General features: G+C 54.2%; 14 protein-coding genes. 7 read left to right on the plus strand and 7 right to left on the minus strand.

Annotated features, from left to right (window positions below; translation table 11 throughout):
- Window positions 1–187 precede the first annotated feature (187 nt).
- The 3 genes from Pla22_RS18675 to Pla22_RS18685 all read left to right on the plus strand — a co-directional run bounded on the left by Pla22_RS18675 (window position 188) and on the right by Pla22_RS18685 (window position 5,007).
- Window positions 188–1,444: a trans-sulfuration enzyme family protein gene (locus Pla22_RS18675; RefSeq protein WP_146516261.1), complete on the plus strand. Its 1,257-nt coding sequence runs from the start codon at window positions 188–190 to the stop codon at window positions 1,442–1,444.
- 294 nt (window positions 1,445–1,738) lie between these two features.
- Window positions 1,739–2,893, plus strand: coding sequence for a trans-sulfuration enzyme family protein (locus tag Pla22_RS18680; RefSeq protein WP_146516262.1), 1,155 nt, complete (start codon window positions 1,739–1,741; stop codon window positions 2,891–2,893).
- Between the two features lie 59 nt (window positions 2,894–2,952).
- Complete coding sequence (locus Pla22_RS18685; protein WP_146516263.1) at window positions 2,953–5,007, plus strand: FAD-dependent oxidoreductase; 2,055 nt, start codon at window positions 2,953–2,955, stop codon at window positions 5,005–5,007.
- Between the two features lie 79 nt (window positions 5,008–5,086).
- Here Pla22_RS18685 and Pla22_RS18690 read toward each other — a convergent pair whose 3' ends face one another.
- Window positions 5,087–6,196: a hypothetical protein gene (locus Pla22_RS18690; protein WP_146516264.1), complete on the minus strand. Its 1,110-nt coding sequence runs from the start codon at window positions 6,194–6,196 to the stop codon at window positions 5,087–5,089.
- Between the two features lie 240 nt (window positions 6,197–6,436).
- On the opposite strand from Pla22_RS18690, the gene tig reads away from it, so the two are divergent.
- Window positions 6,437–7,951 carry a trigger factor gene (gene tig, locus Pla22_RS18695; RefSeq protein WP_146516265.1) on the plus strand — a complete coding sequence of 505 codons (1,515 nt, stop codon included), beginning with the start codon at window positions 6,437–6,439 and terminating at the stop codon, window positions 7,949–7,951.
- Window positions 7,952–9,126: 1,175 nt separating this feature from the next.
- Here the strand turns inward: tig and Pla22_RS18705 are convergent.
- From Pla22_RS18705 to Pla22_RS18715, 3 genes are all read right to left on the minus strand, one after another.
- Window positions 9,127–10,782, minus strand: coding sequence for an outer membrane protein assembly factor BamB family protein (locus tag Pla22_RS18705; RefSeq protein WP_165440739.1), 1,656 nt, complete (start codon window positions 10,780–10,782; stop codon window positions 9,127–9,129).
- A 238-nt stretch (window positions 10,783–11,020) separates the two neighbouring features.
- On the minus strand, window positions 11,021–12,133 hold the full coding sequence (locus tag Pla22_RS18710) for a glycosyltransferase family 2 protein (RefSeq protein ID WP_146516268.1): 1,113 nt from the start codon (window positions 12,131–12,133) through the stop codon (window positions 11,021–11,023).
- Entirely contained in the window at window positions 12,130–13,059 is a 930-nt protein-coding gene (locus Pla22_RS18715; protein ID WP_146516269.1) for a lysophospholipid acyltransferase family protein, read from the minus strand. The genes Pla22_RS18710 and Pla22_RS18715 overlap by 4 nt, the downstream gene beginning before the upstream one ends.
- 196 nt (window positions 13,060–13,255) lie before the next feature.
- Between Pla22_RS18715 and Pla22_RS18720 the strand changes: the two genes are divergently transcribed.
- Window positions 13,256–15,106, plus strand: coding sequence for a cation:proton antiporter (locus tag Pla22_RS18720; RefSeq protein WP_146516270.1), 1,851 nt, complete (start codon window positions 13,256–13,258; stop codon window positions 15,104–15,106).
- Window positions 15,107–15,213: 107 nt separating this feature from the next.
- Here the strand turns inward: Pla22_RS18720 and Pla22_RS18725 are convergent, their stop codons facing one another.
- The gene (locus Pla22_RS18725) at window positions 15,214–15,684 is read right to left on the minus strand and encodes a hypothetical protein (protein ID WP_146516271.1); all 471 of its coding nucleotides are present in this window, start codon (window positions 15,682–15,684) and stop codon (window positions 15,214–15,216) included.
- A 112-nt stretch (window positions 15,685–15,796) separates the two neighbouring features.
- On the opposite strand from Pla22_RS18725, the gene Pla22_RS18730 reads away from it, so the two are divergent.
- On the plus strand, window positions 15,797–16,477 hold the full coding sequence (locus tag Pla22_RS18730) for a DOMON domain-containing protein (protein ID WP_242632155.1): 681 nt from the start codon (window positions 15,797–15,799) through the stop codon (window positions 16,475–16,477).
- 87 nt (window positions 16,478–16,564) lie between these two features.
- On the opposite strand, the gene rpmA is transcribed toward Pla22_RS18730, so the two are convergent.
- Both rpmA and Pla22_RS18740 read right to left on the minus strand, forming a co-directional pair.
- Window positions 16,565–16,807 carry a 50S ribosomal protein L27 gene (gene rpmA, locus Pla22_RS18735; protein ID WP_146516272.1) on the minus strand — a complete coding sequence of 81 codons (243 nt, stop codon included), beginning with the start codon at window positions 16,805–16,807 and terminating at the stop codon, window positions 16,565–16,567.
- A 287-nt stretch (window positions 16,808–17,094) separates the two neighbouring features.
- Window positions 17,095–17,433: a hypothetical protein gene (locus Pla22_RS18740; RefSeq protein WP_146516273.1), complete on the minus strand. Its 339-nt coding sequence runs from the start codon at window positions 17,431–17,433 to the stop codon at window positions 17,095–17,097.
- 125 nt (window positions 17,434–17,558) lie between these two features.
- Here Pla22_RS18740 and Pla22_RS18745 point away from each other — a divergent pair, with 125 nt between their 5' ends.
- On the plus strand, window positions 17,559–17,981 hold the full coding sequence (locus Pla22_RS18745; protein ID WP_146516274.1) for a (2Fe-2S) ferredoxin domain-containing protein: 423 nt from the start codon (window positions 17,559–17,561) through the stop codon (window positions 17,979–17,981).
- The last annotated feature ends 15 nt before the right edge of the window (window positions 17,982–17,996 follow it).

Below are 17,996 nucleotides of genomic sequence, written 5' to 3' on the forward strand. Positions count from 1 at the left end.
AAATGAGCGGGTCATGCCAATCGAAATCCCAGCCGCCCGGTGTGTTGCAGTTCTTGAGTCGATAAACCATTGTCAATCTTGGAACTGACAGCTACTCTTGAGTGCTGACGCTGACGAATCGTTCGTCACCACGCGTCCCCTTCGAGGGATTTGCGGCCGCTTGCAGCCTTTTTTCTGCTAAAGAGCCATGACACTGGATATCTCTTCAAATACAACCGATTCCGACGCCGTCGACTCCAATCGTCCGCGTCCTTCTCATTCGGACATCTTGGCCAACGCAGGCCTATCGACAAAGTCAGTTCACGCGGGTGAACCAAGACAAAAAGCAGGCGGGTCAATCAGTGCTCCGATTGTGACCGCTTCGACGTTCACCTTCGAATCCACTGACGATCTGCTTCGCTTTGTCGAAGGACACGAAGACCGTCCGGAGTATGGTCGCTACGGCACGCCCAACGAAAAAAGCGTCGAAGCAAAGCTAGCCGCCCTCGATGGTGCCGAAGAAGCGATTCTTTATAGCAGTGGCATGGCGGCTATCGTCGGCTTGTTGATGACCAAACTAAGCGCTGGTGATGAGATCGTATTCTTTGACCAGTGTTACCACCGCAGTCGTGAGTTTTGCGCAAAGCATCTCGCTCGTTTCGGCGTCGTCACGCGACAAGTCCCCACCGGAGACTTCGCCGCGATGGAAGCCGCGATTAACGAGAGCACGAAGATGTTGGTGAGCGAATCGCCAACCAATCCTCATTTGACGGTCGTTGATCTCGAAAAATTTGTGGCGGTGGGCAAAGCTAACGAAGTTGAAACGTTGATCGACGCGACGTTGGCGACGCCGTTCAACATCCGCCCGATTGAATACGGCGTTGATTACGTGCTTCATTCGGCCACCAAATATCTTGGCGGTCACAACGACTTGCTCGCCGGATCGATTTGCGGATCCAAGGAACAACTCGAACCCGTTCGCAAATTGCGGGGAATTCTCGGCAGCGTGAATTCCTCCCACAATCTGTACTTACTCGAACGTGGGCTCAAGACGTTCGAACTTAGGATGCAGCGGCACAACGAAAATGGCCAACGGATCGCTGAGTTCCTGGAAGCCCATCCCCGAGTCGAGCGTGTCTATTATCCGGGCCTTGCGTCTCATCCGACTCACGCGACGGCGGCTTTGCAAATGCGGGGCTTCGGCGGGTTGATCACATTCACGATCAAGGACGCTGATTGGAAAGAGACCTCTCGCGTGGTTGATGCCGCTCGCATCCCACGGATCGCGCCGAGTTTGGGCGGTGTGGAATCGTTGATCGAGCAGCCGTTGGTGATGAGCTATTTTAGCTGTACACCGGAAGAGCGAATCCGTTTTGGTATCGCCGACAACATGATTCGTATGTCCTGCGGTATCGAGAACGCCGAAGACTTAATCGCTGACTTAAAGCAGGCGCTCGACGCATAGGCGCTCGCTGTTTACGGCATTTTCGCACACCGAATATAGCGTGGTGCGGAAGTGGCACACGTGACGCTTGATCGAGAGTAGTTGGTTCACGGTCATGCGCAGCCGGCCATGTTAGGAACGAGCCGCTTTGCATCAGTATCCCCGGGGCAGTGGGCGGAACCGTTGACGCTTTGTCGCCGGCCCAACATGTTCAATACAGCCCCACCGAATCCGATTTCATTCCCAGCGATTTGCCTGCCGTCTTGGTCCCAGACATCAGCCTGCTAGCCGCTCATCTCCCTTGATTCAACCACCATGGCTCAATCTGATCATTCCTTTCGCACACGCGCCATTCACGTCGGCAACGAAGTTGATCCTTCCACCGGTGCCGTCGTCCCGCCGATTCATCTCGCCAGCACGTTTCGCCAACCTGGTGCTGGCGAATGGGGTGAGTTTGATTATTCCCGCAGCGGCAATCCCACACGAACCAACCTGCAAACGACCTTAGCCTCGCTCGAAGGCGGTTGCGGAGCTTTGGCTTTCTCGTCAGGCATGGCGGCGATCCACTGCGTCACGATGCTGCTTCGCGCAGGCGATCATGTCATCGCGGGTTGTGACCTCTACGGTGGCGCGTACCGTTTGCTGCATCAGATTTGTGACCGTAGCGGAATCACGGTCACGCTGGTCGACATGACCGACGTCGCTGCGATCGAAGCCGCAATCACCAAGCAGACGAAACTGATCTGGGCGGAAACGATCGGCAATCCAAGGTTGAGCATCCCCGATTTATCCGCCATTTCAGCAATCGGAAAGTCTCGGGGCATCTTAACGGGAGTCGACAACACGTTTGGCACACCCGCGTTGATTCGCCCGCTCGAACAAGGCATCGATATCGTCATGCATTCGGCGACCAAATACCTTGGCGGCCACAGCGACTGTCTCGGCGGAACCCTTGCGGTCGCCGATGAAACGATATTGAAGGATCTTTACTTTGTACAAAATGCCACCGGTGCGGTTCTGGATCCGTTGAGTTGTTTTTTGGTTTCGCGAGGACTCAAGACTCTCGAATTGCGAATTCGTGAACAATCCAAAACAGCAATGGCACTATCGCTTTGGTTGCAGGGCCATCCCAAGGTCCGCAGCGTTTTGTACCCCGGCTTACCATCGCATCCCCAGCATGATTTGGCCAAGCAGTCGTTCTGCGACAATTTCGGTGCGATGGTCACCTTCGAACTCGACGCAACCGAGCGAGAAACGGCGAAGGTTTGCGAATCCACCAAGCTGTTCCACCTTGCCGTTAGTCTTGGCGCGGTAGAATCCTTAATCGAACAACCCGCCACCATGTCCCATGCCTCTTATGCACCTGAAGACCGAGCCCGTTTTGGAATCACCGATGGCCTCATCCGCCTTTCGGTTGGACTAGAATCGGTGGAAGATCTTCAAGCCGATCTCGCCCAAGCGATTGGGTAAGCAAGTACTTGACCTAAAGTACTTGGTGCAAAGTCCCTCAACCCCTTGTGAGTCGATTCGTGAAGTACTTGTGTTTCTTGTTCGTGCTCTGCTGCACCAATGTGTTTGCCGACCAATCCTACGACGTAGTCATTTACGGCGGCACCAGCGGCGCTGTCACCGCAGCCATTCAGGCGAAAGTGATGGGCAAGTCCGTCATCATCGTGTCACCCGACAAGCACTTGGGAGGGCTCTCATCGAGCGGACTGGGATTCACGGATTCTGGCAATAAAGACGTCGTGGGTGGACTGAGCCAAGAGTTCTACCACCGAGTTTGGGAACACTACCAAAATCCATCCGTGTGGACCCGCCAAACGAAGGCCGAATTTGGCGAACGCAGCCAAGGACCGCCTCCGCGTGCGGGCGGAGTTCCCACAATGTGGGTGTTCGAGCCTCAGGTGGCCGAATCCATCTTCGACGCATGGATCAACGAGTACGACATTCCGCTGGTCCGAGAGGCCTATCTAGATCGCTCTGCGGGCGGTGTTGATGTGAAGAACGCGACCATTCACTCGTTTAAAACTCTTGATGGAAAAACGTATCGGGGCAAGATGTTCATCGACACCACGTATGAAGGTGACCTGATGGCAGCGGCAGGCGTTTCGTATCACGTCGGACGCGAAGCCAACTCGGTATACAACGAACGCTATAACGGGGTTCAAACGGGCGTCTTTCATCACCCCCATTACTTTGCCCAAAAAGTAGATCCGTACGTGGTTCCTGGTGACCCGAGTTCTGGGCTTCTCCCTAAAATCAGTGACCAACCGCCGGGCGAAAAGGGCTCGGGTGACAAGCGTATCCAGGCGTACTGCTTTCGAATGTGTTTGAGCAATCATCCGGACAATCGAATTCCGTTCGCTAAACCCGCCGACTACAACGCGGGCGACTACGCATTACTATCTCGCGCGCTCGCCGTCGAAACGCACGACTTGTTCAGCAAGTTTGACCTCATGCCCAATCGTAAAACGGATACGAACAACCATGGGCCGTTCAGCACCGACAATATCGGGATGAACTACGACTACCCCGAAGCGACGTACGAACGACGTCAAGAAATCATTGCCGAACATGAATCGTACCAGAAGGGTTTGATGTACTTCATGTCCCATGATCCAAGCGTTCCCCAAGCCATCCGAAACCGGATGCAAACGTGGGGCTTGGCGGCAGACGAGTTCCAAGACAATGGCGGTTGGCCTCACCAGCTTTACATTCGCGAAGCACGTCGAATGATCGGACACTATGTGATGACCGAACATGATTGTCTCGATCGAGTGCCAACACCAGATTCAGTGGGAATGGGGTCGTACACTCTTGATTCCCATAACGTGCAGCGTTATGTCACGGAAGAAGGTTTCGTCCAGAACGAAGGCGACATCGGAATTCATACACCAAGGCCATACGAAATTGCCTACGGATCCATGGTTCCCAAGCAAGAAGAGTGCAGGAACTTGTTCGTCCCCGTCTGCATCTCGTCATCGCACATGGCATTTGGTTCGATTCGGATGGAACCCGTATTCATGGTGCTTGGACAATCGGCCGCCACTGCTGCGGTGATGGCAATCGATGCGAATTGCGATGTCCAATCGGTACCCTACTCGGAACTTTCGGAACGTTTAATTTCTGATGGCCAAGTGCTGACCTACGAAGTTGCTTACGAACGCCCAACGAGCAAGTTGCCAGGAATTGTCGTCGATGATGAAGACGCCAAGCGATTGGGCAAGTGGACTCACTCCACAAGCAGTGCCTCCTATCTTGACAGTGGGTACCACCACGACGGCAATGAACACGATCCCGAAACGGCGATCGTGTTTGACTCGCAGTTAAAACCCGGCGTTTACGAGGTCAGGTTCAGCTACCCACCCAATGCGAATCGAGCGACGAACACGCGACTTTCCATCTCGCACAGCGAAGGCACGACAACCGTCGCGATCAATCAGCGAAAGGTTCCGCCATTGCCAGGCGGCTGGATTTCGTTAGGCAAGTTCAAATTTGGTGAAAGCGGTTCCGTCCGAGTGGAAACGTCAGATGCAGACGGCTATGTCGTCGCTGACGCGGTCCAGTGGTTACCTCGGTAAACACGCCGACAAGCAGCGAGACGCCATGCTGGCGAAGTCTCAACACTTCGCTCGCTGCGTCTGGGATCACTTGCTGCGTCTAGGAGTTACGCTTTCGACGGCGAACCACCGCGATTAGGCCCACGAGTGCGATCAACGTCGCACTCGGCTCGGGAACGGCAACGGCGTTGGAAACTTGATTGTAATGCCAGGTGAAATTATCGTTGAAGTAAATGTTATTACTCGTGATCGCAATGTCATCGGCGCTTAGAAACGTGCCGGACGAACCCGAGACCGCAAAACCTGTCTGCCCGTTATCGAAGTCGATCACAATGTCCGCTCCGTTGGTTGCCACGTTACCAGCGAAGACGAGGTTGAGCGTGTAGTCGTCGGCTGTCCCGGCGATCGAATCAAGTCCAGACTGAGCGTACAGTAGACCTGCAACGTCGTCGTGGCCGAGTTCACGTTGAATCTCGTTGTTGAATGTTCCTTGATTCATGACCGCTTCAGTTTGATTGCTAACTGAAGCGAACGTGCCAGCGTTTTGACGACTGGCGTTTCCTGCATACAAGTCACCTGCGGGTAGATCAGCTAGGTCACGGGAGTAGGTCGTTGAATCCACGACCGACGCGATGGTAAACGGATTATTCACCTCCGCTGACGTACCACTGGTGCGAAAGTATGACAGGTTGACATCGTCGCCACGAACGTCGTCGCGCGTCCCAATCACTCCATCAACGCCAGGGCTAAAGTTGAATGATGTGTCTGGACCTGCGGACGAATTGCTGTAGTCACTATTGGCACCGCCACCAGCAATGTTGGTGTGGGCCAACCCAAGTGAGTGCCCCATTTCGTGCAACAAGACGGATTCAAAGTCGTAAGCCCCAACTGGAATGTTGACAAAGTCGGAAATGAAATTGCCAGTGGTAGGCGTCAGACTATTGAACGTGTTGATCACATTCTGAACGGATACCGCCATGAGCGCTGTGTTGGAAACGGAATTGGCTTGAGAGGAAGCGTCGATTCCGACAGTCACATTCAGAACTCCTCCCACGCCGTTGTAGCCTTCGGGATGAGCAACGATATCATGTCCGTTTGCTTCACCCGCGAAAATAAACGAAAACGCCTCGGCTCGGCTCGACATATTCAATGTGAACGCCACCAGAGCTGCGCAGCACAGCAGTGCCTTCACTTGAGGTTGAATCGCCATGGCAATCTGACTCGCTTAAAGTGGGGGTAGAAGCGGGGGTACATAAAGGGAATAACGTGGGGTTCAGAGAATACGTTACCAAGCGGACCAATGCAAATTCTCGACGTTTGGGTGAACATTCACGCAGTAATTAGAGTTTGGAGAGTCCCCGCTTGCCCGTTTTCACTGACAATCGCTAGACTACCGGGCTAAATACAACTCAACTCCTCTCTTACCCTTCCCTTAGAGGTCATTCGCAGGATGTCCACCTCCACCGAATCCACCCCCGAATTAGCTGCCGCTGACGAAAAGCCGTCCATTCAATTGGACGTGAAGGTCGAAAGCCCGCAAGCTTGCCTCCGCGAGGTGATCGTCACGATTCCTCAGGCCGAAGTTCAGCGTTACATGAAGAACGCGTACGATGAACTCGTTCCTGAAGCTCAAGTGCCAGGTTTCCGCAGTGGTCGGGCTCCTCGCAAACTTGTCGAAAAGCAATTCAAGGACCGCGTCGTTGAGCAGGTCAAAGGCTCACTGCTGATGGACAGCCTCGGGCAAGTCACCGATACCGACCAGTTCTCGGCGATCGGCGAACCTGACTTCGATTACAACGCAATTGAAATCCCAGACACCGGCGACTTCAAGTTCCAGTTCAAAATTGAAGTTCGACCTGAATTTGAAACCCCGACTTGGAAAGGCATCAAGTTTGCCAAGCCTGTCGAAACGGTTTCCGATGCCGACGTCGATGAGGCTTTGAAGCGAGTCCTTTCGCGTTATGCAACGCTTGAAGCAACCGACGAAGCCGCTGTCGCAGGCGATAAGCTTCTGCTGACCGCGAAGTTCTCGCTTGACGGCAAGAAGTTGTCCGAGATGGATGAAGAGCGTGTCACGCTTGAAGATCGCCTTAGCCTCACCGATGGCGTGTGCGAGAACTTCGGCGAATTGATGACCGGCGTGATGGAAGGTGACGTCAAGAAGGGCAAGATCAAGATCGCTGATGGCGTCGATGACGAAGAAATGCGTGGTAAGGAAGTCGACGTCGAATTCACGGTCGTCGAAGTCTTGAAGCTTGAAATGCCTGAACTGACCGATTCGTTCTTGGAAGAACTCGGTGATTTCGAGTCCGAGGATGAACTTCGCAGCTTTGTCAAAGACTCGCTCACACGCCAAGCTGATTACCGAACCGAGCAAGCGATTCGCAAAACGATTGTCGGCATGTTGACCGAGAATTTGCAATTCGAACTGCCACCAACGCTTGTTAAGCGACAAACCAATCGCGAAATGCGTCGCCAAGTCATGGAACTGCAACGCAGCGGTTTCGATGATGAAATGATCAAGCGATTCGTGAACGCGTCGCGTCAAAACGCTCAAACGTCCACCGAAGCCGCTTTGCGTGAACACTTCGTTCTCGAGCAAATTGCTGAAGAGCAAAAGATCGACGCTGAGGAAGCAGATTACGAAGCCGAAATCGAGTTGATCGCTCAACAAGAAGACGCTTCACCTCGCGCCGTTCGATCACGCCTCGAAAAGCAAGGCCAGATGGACGCACTGCGAAACCAAATCGTGGAACGCAAGGTCATCGCACTGATCGTGGAAGCTGCCAAGGTTACCGAAGAGCCTGTCGAGAAGAAGACGGGAGAAGAAGGCAGCGAGTTTGCGGTCTACCACAGCGTGCTAGCCACGAAGGACACCAGCGAGATTCCTGAAGCGAAGTACGATGACGACGCTGCGTTAGAAGGAAACAAAGTCGAGAAAGAAAAAGACCGCGAAGAAGAGTAAGCCTCTTCGCACTTCGATCTATCAACGAACAGCCGATCGCAACCATGCGGTCGGCTGTTTTTATACGCGAACAGTGCTAACGGTACGCGAGCAGTGGACCTAGTGCTACGCACTCGCTTTCGGCAGTCGCCCCCCCTTTCGAACGCCTTGCTTGGCGGGTTTGTAACCGCAGGACTGGCCAAACGCGGGTTTCAACTGGACTTTCCGTCACAGGCTGCACAACGCTCACGCAACCGAAATCTCCTGGTGCGAATTCAGGTCATTCGCTGAGAGTAGTTCGTAATCGCGACCGATACCTTACCTTGAACGCCAACCCTCCGGTGTTCAACCACCGGTGTCGCCACCCGCCAGTCGCCGCTACGAATCCTCGCGGACACGCAGCTTCAACGATTGGAACAACAGTTCTTGAGTAGCCTCGGCCACTCAGACGTGTAGCGGCTCGTGCGTGGCAACCCTTCCCAAAAACTTCAATCTATGGAGATTCACGATGCGTCGTGTATTTATTCCTGCTCTGTTGGCCGTTGCAATGCTCGCTGTTAGCTCATCGAGCGCTAGCGCATTCGGCTTCCTTGACAAACTATGTAACAACGACTGCGACACTTGTTGTGACGTCGAGCCAGCTTGTGGTTGCGAATTTGCTGCCCCAACATGTGGCTGCGAAGTTGTTGATCCTTGCTGTGACTCGCCATGTGGCAAGCCAAAGTTCGGTCTTCTGAAAAAGCTTTTCGCTAAGCACAACAATTGCTGTGACAGCGGTTGCGAAATCATGGAACCAGCATGTGGCTGCGAAATCATGGAACCAGCTTGCGGTTGCGAAGTAGCTGCACCATCATGCGGTTGCGAAGTTGATCCTTGCTGCGATTCAGCTCCTGCTTGCGGAAGCAAGATCAAGGGTCTGTTCTCGAAGCTTTTCCACAAGCACAACAACTGCTGTGACACCGAACCAGCTTGCGGTTGCGAGTACATCGAACCAGCATGCGGTTGCGAGCCAAGCTGCGGCTGCGGAATGTAATCCTGCGTTCCAGGTCGCTGTCTTCACCACGTCGGCAACGACTAGCTCTACAAAACGAAACCTCGGTTAGCAAGTTTGCTAGCCGAGGTTTTTTCGTTTCAATACGCTCGATGCCGATTCGCTGTGGCGATGGCCAACGCCATCGTCATTGCGACTGAGATTCCTAGCCTCCGAACGGATCCGCGAACGGGTCGGATGATTCACCCGCTCCACTTCCAAACGGATCCGACATTCCGCCATCGCCAGCACCAAATGGGTCACTCGCACCGGCGCCGAAGGGATCGCTTGCACCGGCACCAAAGGGGTCCATCGTATCGGGCTGAGCTGCCTCTTCGGATTCTGGCTTCGCATCGCCTTCACCAGCATCCGCGGCTTCTTCTTCCGAACTATCGGGCTGAATGTTAAGAGTCGGCAGCTCAGCGTCCTCGGGTCGCAAACACTGGATGACGCCATTTTCGCTCACCAAATACAAACGATTGGTCAGCGTATTCTTCAGCAAACGCCCGGGTCTGAGGCTGCGGAATAGTTCAACGCGGTCACCGGTCTTTTGGTCGATCACGGCCATTGCTCCGGATGTACTCCGCACAAACAAACCCTTGCCAACCGCACCAATCAGCTCATCAACAGATTTCGCGGGTTGATCCCAAATTGGCTCACCCGTCGCGACCGACACGCAGTAAAGCGTTCCATAGGCCGACCGAATGAAAAGCTGATCACCAAAGATCACCGGTTCGTCATAGAACGGCTCGCCAAACGGTTGGCTCCACAAGACCTCGCCTGTGCGGTTCGCTCGAATCCCGTAGACCTGACCATTGTCGGTACCGAAGAAGAAGCGGTCGCCGCTAGCACGAGCCAGTTTGCCAGACACCATCCCGTCGGTCGCAAAGCGAAACTGGATGGATGGTTTGCCCTGCAATTCCATTCCGTAGATGAAGTGTGCGTCAGTTGCCCAAACGACTTTAGTGGAATCGCCAGGTGCTTTTACTGGTGGTGCGAGAGCGCGGCCTTGAAAGCTCGAATAGAAAATATCGCGTTCTAAGTCACTCAACAGGTACGAATCAACGTCTCCACCGATACCTAGCACCATCACATAGTCGCCGCTGTTGATGGCGCCAAAGAGTGGTGGTCGTCGCAGACGCAGCTCTTTAACAACTTCACCGTTGGTGGCGTCGACGACAATAAGGTTAGTTCCGTTGATAACGGTAAGCAGTTGATCATCGACTCCTAGCCCACCGAAATTCAACTTCCGATTGCCAACGCGAGTCATCCAGATCACTGCCCCCGTTTCAGCGTCCCGGGCCTCAAGTGTTCCGTCGTTTGATACTGAATACAAACGAACGCGAGGCGATTGGGTGGTTCGAATGCTCGCTTCGATGCCATAGCGTTTTAACCTGCGAACTTCATTCTTGGCGAGTCGCTCGGCCTCGGCTAGTCCAATCGGTTCGCCCAGACGATCGGCTTGATTGGTCCAAATGCGGCTCATCACGCGAACGTTGTCCACGTCGCTTTCCGCTCCACCCTCCTTCGTTTCATCAGCCGCACTCTTGCCAGTAGCGGGCGACGCTTTGGCACCGGGTTGGCTAGCGACCACTTCGACATACTCATTGGGATCCGCGTCGTGAACATGCAACAGCAAGTCCGAAATCGACTGAGTTCCCATCGGAGCGGTGACAGTGCGCGTCCAACTCTCGACCAAACCAAGCTTGGCAGCCACGTGAGATGGCATTAGTTCCTGGGCCACCGCGGATGATGGCACCCAAACGAGGCTAGGGACAAGGGCGAGCGCTGTGATGAAAGCGGCAACAAAAGGGCGTTGCATGAACGTATTCTCGAACGAGAGAGGTGGAAAAGGCGATTTGTAGGGGTGACGGCGATGAATGGCCATTATTGGTAGTTTAGTTGATTTCTACGGCAATTTGCTACAAAAACAAATATGCCTGTACACATCATCCAGACCCTAGAATCCATGACCGTTTCTGCGGCTTATTCGGACAAATCGGGGGATCACCCGAGCGGACTTGCCCCAGCGAATCTCGATCTCGACGACCTCTTTCTAGTCAATCTCGCCCGCGCCACTTCACCCGAACGCCCACCCACGATTGCAGAAGCGCCAGCCACTGCAGCCCGACGAATACCAAAACTGACGCGCTGTGGAAGACCAACCCCCAGCCCGATTGCCGAAAATTCTTGCACACCCAAGCTCGCGGCAAATGCCCTAAAAACGCCGCTGCCGAAGCCACCAAGAACGCTGGGCGGTTCAGTGCAGCAGAAGACATCACGATCAGGGGAAGCACACTGCCACCGATCAATAGAACCGAGAATGGAACAATCAGCCGGGTACTGGCGATGCCTTCCGTCGCATTCTTAAGTGCTCCTCGAACCACCTCTCGAGCATTTCGGTACATCCGGCACTTGGCCAGATTCGTACCGTCGATCACATCCGTCGATAGACCAGCTTCACGATAAGCCCGCGGAAGCTTGATCCCGTCATGCCGCGAACCGCGAATCGCGCGGTGGGTGCCGGCGAGCTCGTAGTCAGACTTACGAGTGACAAAAAGTTGTCCGCAGCCCGACGCGAATGCTGGCGATGTTGATCGCCTCATTCGTCCCATCGGCAAATAGCACAGCAGGATGTAGTACATCATGGGAATGATCCACTTCTCAAGCCAAGTGCCCGTCTCTTGGTGAGGAAACGCGCTGAGTAGCTTTGCTTGATGCGTGTCCTGGTAGGTCACCAACTTCGCGATCGCATCGGGTTCTAATCGCACGTCGGCGTCCATGAACACCAAACGATCGTTCGATGCCAACAACGACAATTGGTAACAGGCATGCTGCTTTCCATTCCATCGGTCCGGCAACGGTTTTCCTTGTGCGTATCGAACGCGAGGATCGACGTCAACAAGATTTTTTACGACTTCCGCGGTTCGGTCGGTCGATTGATCATCCATCACAATCACTTCGACATCGATGTTCTCACTGGCCAGGGCAGCGGTCACGCTCGCGTGGATCCCGGCTTCTTCATCACGAGCTGGGATTAACACGGACACGCTTGTGCTTGCCGATTCATCGTGCGTCAGATCGACGATGAATTGAGGCAGGTTTGCCCAGCAGTTGCCGACCGCGATTAACGACAGCACGAGAGCAATGATCGCGATGGTCAGCCAGATCATTGAAACTGCTTTCCGTGCTGCGATTGAAACTCGGTCCTGGTGATCCAAGACTTTGTTCGCCGAAAGAAGTCGTAAACACCTCCCGCACCCTTTCGTCCTTTTAACAGGTTCTCGAAGTGCGATGAATCACGACGAATCGCCAACGCGGCCAATTCTTTCTGGTTGTCACGAAGTTGTTTGGTTAGCTGAATCGACCAATCGGACTTGGACCATTGGTCATGTTGGCCGAGTGAAATGGGACTACCGAATCGAACCAAGCAAACCGGCAAGCGTTCATCCCAAAACACGTACTCCATCGCCATTGCGATCGCGTAGCCCGTGCGTCGTCGATGGCACAGGTGAGCCAGTCCGGGCATCAGTTCCGCTGAATGATCACGTGCATCAGAAAATCGACCCTCGGGTGTGATCCACAAAGCGGCACGCCCCTGATCCAAGATCTTGTTGCTGTACTTCAAAAACGCAGCCGCACCGGAGGTTCGATTCAGGTCGACCCCATAGAATCCCAGCCTGGCGAACACGCGATAGTTTTCTAGCGCAGAAGCATCGATGGGGGCATAGAACTGGCGGCCTCCCAGGAGTTGTTGATTCAGGAAATGGGCAATCAAGGGATCCCACCATCCAGGATGATTTCCAAAGACAATCACCGGCTCGACGGCACCGACGACGAGGTCGCGAGCGGACTGTTCGGTGCCGATAGGATCTGAGCCTGATAGCTGTAAGCCTGATCGATCTTCTTTGAGATCGCGATTGAGGTGCTGACTAGACACAGCCGCATCGGATGGCTCCACGGGTTTCGTTCCCTTGGCAACCGCAATCGCATGAAAATGCCTCGCCAGATACGGCGACAAGAAGCGGTGAAATCCATTCTGAAACCAATCGGCAACCTGAGGTACTTCAAAGTCGTTAGGAGAATCCGTCTTGGACATCAGGTTCCATCTAGAGAGGTGAGAACAGTTCGACAATTGTAGTATGTCAGAAAGTCCCGTACGCGTGCCGACTGTGGCTCGCAGAAAGCCGCCGATGCTCGGGTGTGCGGCCACCTGCTACCACCTAGCGTTCAACCTCGTTACCTTTTGCTCAGCATCGCTTGCCCGTCCTTCTTTTCCCAAAGCTTTCGCGCTGATGGAATTTCTGCTTTACCTGTCGATTATCCCAGCTCTGGGACTCGCCGCCCAATGGCTCGCTTGGCGAACGAATCTGCCGAGCATTCTCTTGCTGCTGCTCTTCGGTGTCGCTCTGGGGCAGTTCGTTAAACCTGATTCTTACTTCGCGGAACTTACCGGCGGTGGTCTGCAAGCGGGGCCCGAGATCCTTTTTCCGATCGTATCGCTGTCGGTCGCCGTGATTATGTTCGAGGGCGGCTTGTCGTTGAAGTTGAGCGAACTTCGCGAGGCTGGCGGTGCGGCACTGCGGCTGTGCACGATCGGGGCGTTGATCACGTGGGCTGGTGCCACGATCGGAGCATTCTACTGCCTGAACTTTTCGTGGCAGGTGAGTTCTTTGTTGGGAGCCATCCTGGTTGTGACTGGCCCGACGGTGATTGGCCCGATTCTTCGACAAGTCCGACCAAGCAAGCGCGTTTCGGCGACATTAAAGTGGGAAGGCATCGTCATCGATCCCATCGGAGCCATCCTAGCGGTGCTGGTGTTCGAGCAAGCCTTATTGCATGCCGGCGAGGCTACGTTTGGGTCAGCAATGGTGATGCTCGCGAAAACAACTGCCATTGGAACACTGCTGGGCGTCGCAGGCGGTTGGATGCTGACGTCGGCGTTCAAGCGGTTCTGGGTTCCCGATCAATTGCAGGGCGTGGGCGCCTTGTCGGTCGGCTTGTTGTTGTTCGCGATCAGCAACACCATGGCGCACGAATCGGGTTTGATCACGGTGACGGTTCTGGGCCTATGGCTGACTAACCAGCACGGCTTTGAGATCGCGCACATTATCGAATTCAAAGAGAATCTTCGAACCCTTCTGATCGGCTGCCTGTTCATTGTGCTTGGATCGCGGGTCGATTTGGCGGACGTTGCTGCGATTGGATGGCCAGGACTCGCGTTCTTGTTGATCCTGATCTTATTGGTGCGCCCACTGGCGGTTTTCATTTCGTTGATTGGGTCCAAACTGACCTATGCGGAACAGGCATTTGTTGCCGGTTTGGCTCCTCGAGGAATCGTGGCTGCTGCGGTCAGTAGCGTTTTTGCGTTGGAATTGGAACGAAAGCTTGAAGGATTTGCGTTGCCCGGCGCTGACCAGTTAGCGACCGTTACATTCTTGGTGATTGTCGGAACGGTTACGGTCTATGGGCTTTCGGCAGCACCGCTGGCGAGTTGGCTTGGGCTTGCGGATTCAAAGTCGAATGGTGTGCTGATTGTGGGCGCCGACGCCTGGGTTCGCGAATTTGCTCTGCAATTGCAGAAGTCCAAGATTCCTGTTGTCCTGGTCGACACCAACTACAACAAAGTGACCCAGGCCAAGGTTGCGGGTTTGACTGCGGTTTGTGCCAACATCCTCAACGAACACGCGCGGGAAGAACTTCCGCTAGCCGGGATTGGCTCGTTCATGGCAATGACGCCCAACGATGAGGTCAACACGTTGGCGGTTAAGGAATGTCAGCACATCTTTGGGCGGTCCGGAGCGTACCAATTGTCCTTTACCAAGCAAAATTCGAAGAGCCGCCGCGGCATGACCAAGAACTTGATGGGAAGAGAACTTTTCAACGAAGGTACAACGTTTTCGAGCATCAAAGGGCAAGTCGAAATTGGGTCCACGTTCCGTTCGACGACGCTTAGCGAAGAATTTTCATACGCAGATTTCTTAAAACGTCACCAAGGCGGCGCGACGCTCATGTGTGCGATCGACGAAGACAAGCACGTGATCTTCAAAACCGTGGGCGATGATCTGCACCCTCAAGCCGGCCAGACGATCATTGCGCTAGTTTCATCCACACCAATTCCGGATGACCACGCGTCACAAGCCTAGAACGGTCGGCGCAGAAGTCAAGGCAGCAGTCGAGGCAGCAGTCGAGGCAGCAGTCGGCGGTGGGTTCGGCGTAGCGATCGGTAGTGGGTTCGGCGGTGGTATCAACGCTATGGTTGAGGCGGCTCAGGTCTTTGTCGCCTGCCGATCGTCAATGCAAGGAAGATCATGATGGCGGGGACCAAGCCGCAGATAAACAGGGAACCGTAAAGGTTTTCCGGAACGCCAACTTTCCGCAATGCTTGATCGTCCAGGCTGGCTTTGAACGTAAAGAATATTAGGGGCGTCAAAATCGCGACCAACGCTAGAGCCTGCATCAACGACGTGAAGTAATCGCGATGGTGACGTTGAGCCCACATCCATGCCGTGACAGTACAAACGAGCACGAACCCGCCTATGGAGATGATCCCGGGAAACAAGATGCCGTCCTTCAACAACATGAGCCCTGACGCGGCCATCCACGCGGTTCCTCCAATCATGGGACCGAACCAAGCTCCAGCATTCCACGATAATTGTGAACTGCGTTGAGGGTTGGGTTGAGGATGGGAGGAAACGTATTCTTGGGACTTATGATCTGACATCTCAATTGGCATGCAACGATCAGGGGTTGGCGAATCGGCTGCCAACTTACACACTGGCGTCGGACATCTCTGTCATTTGGATTGTTCGTTTTTCCCAAAATTGAGCCCACTTTTGAGCGACCCCACCAGCACGCCTGCTGCCAAGAAAACAACGTTCATCGACCCAACGTTTCTGTTTCGGTTTGAAATCGACTTGAAGAAGCAGAAACTCGATTGGTCGACCAAGGGGTTAAAACTGCCCGAAACTTGTCGGTTACCATCGTTCGGTGGTCTGGCGGGGCGGCCCGTTTTCGCGGACGTGCGAATGGCGTGGTCCGAGCAAGGCATTGGTGTGCACCTTAACGTCAACGGTAAACGCCAATTGCCGTGGTGCCGCGATTCAAGGCCCGAGGACAGTGACGGGTTTCACTTGTGGATCGACACGCGTTGCAGTCCCAATATTCACCGAGCGACGCAGTATTGTCACCGGTTTCTTTGGATGCCATCAGGCGGCGGACCACAACGAGAACGCCCCGTCTCGGCACTGGTTCCAATCAACCGTGCTCGAAACTTTCCCAAGCCGATTTCAAATTCGGCCATCAAGGTCGTCGCGTTCCCACGTCACGATGGATATGAACTCTCTGGAATTGTTCCCAGCGAGGCATTGACTGGGTACGAACCCAAGCAGCAACCCAGAATCAGTCTGTACTACGCGGTGATTGATCGCGAACTCGGCTGGCAAACGCTGTCGCTTGGGCCAGAGTACCCCGTCATGGAAGACCCCAGTTTATGGGGCGAAGCGAGATTGGTTTAGGCTTCCTAGCAGCAGCCATCCATCAGAAAACGAAAAAAGCCTCGTCAAATGACGAGGCTTTTCTTGATTTTCAGTGCGAGTCAAAAACTACGCAACCACGTTGATACGTCGTCCCTTGCGGTCAAACATGACCTTACCGTCGATCAACGCGAACAGGGTGTAATCGTTGCCTTGGCCAACACCGCGTCCAGGGTGGAACTTGGTGCCAACCTGACGAACGAGGATGTTACCGGCGACTACAGCTTCGCCACCAAACTTCTTAACGCCGCGACGTTGTGCATTGGAATCGCGACCGTTTCGGCTCGATCCCTGTCCCTTCTTATGTGCCATTTCCGTGTGCCTTACAAATCTTACAAACAGTGAATTCTGGGGTGGATTCACCGCTAATTTATGGTGAATTTTGCGGGAGTCTACCTGACGCTATCAAGTTTCTCAAGTGGGAGTCCAGAGAACCCGTGCGGGTTTCGAGCGTCTGACATGTTCAGACCCACTGGGTTCGTCAGTTCGGTGGGTTAACGATCTCGTTTGAAACGCCAACTTCGGCGACTGGGGCAGTTCAACTGGGGCACCTCGACTGGGGCACCTCGACTGGGGCAGCTCAAAGGGCGAACCTGGCCTTAACCAGCCGCATGGACTGCTTGGTCAAACGCCAAAACTGATGGGCCAGTACCCCGAACTCGCGGCCGAGGCACCGATTGCTTGGTCAGTGATTGCTTGTTTTCAACGCCGCCATGAGTGCTCGTGAGCATCATTTTCAACCCTGCGACCTGTTCCGGTTCAACCGGAATGCAGCTCTGTGTGAACCATCCCACCGCTGACGAGAACGTTTCTTGTCGAAGCACCAAGCGTCCCGATTGTTCGTCGCCCGCCTTGCTGTCACTTTTCTCAACCGCGACGACGAGTCGAGAATGGCCGTCGGACGCTGGAAATACGTTCAAAATCGTTTGTGAATGCACTTGGGTCGAGCCTTGAGAGCTTACACTGAGACAGGTGGGGGGAGATTGCTTGTTGCAACTCATTCTCAATAGCTGCCAGTCTATTCGTTCCACCGACCTCGTCAACTGGAAATATCCTCTCAAGCATGTCCAAACCCAAGAAACTCTCTGACTCCATCGAAGAAGCACGCAAGAAGGCCAAGAAAGCAGGTTTGGACCAAGTCAGCCGTTCTATCGGGATGTGTGTCGACACTCGGACCGCAAAGTGTGCCAGTAAGAAGTCCATGCAGGCAACTTGGAAGCATCTTCGTGAGCGAATTAAGCAGTTCAATCGAGATTCGGCGAAGTTGGGTAAGCGACAGGGCAAACTGATGCGGCTAAAACTGGGCTGCATGGGATTATGCAAAGGCGGTCCGATCGTGGTCGTGTTCCCCGATGGTGTTTGGTACGGCGGTTGTACACCCGACGTGATCGACCGCATCATTGACGAACATTTGATCGGCGGAAACATCGTGACCGAGCACGTCATTAGCCAGCCGTGCCAAGCAAGCCTGATCCCTTCGGTCTAACCCCAATCTCAACCG

Origin of the sequence: Rubripirellula amarantea (assembly GCF_007859865.1) — a bacterium.
Taxonomy (GTDB): Bacteria; Planctomycetota; Planctomycetia; order Pirellulales; family Pirellulaceae; genus Rubripirellula; species Rubripirellula amarantea.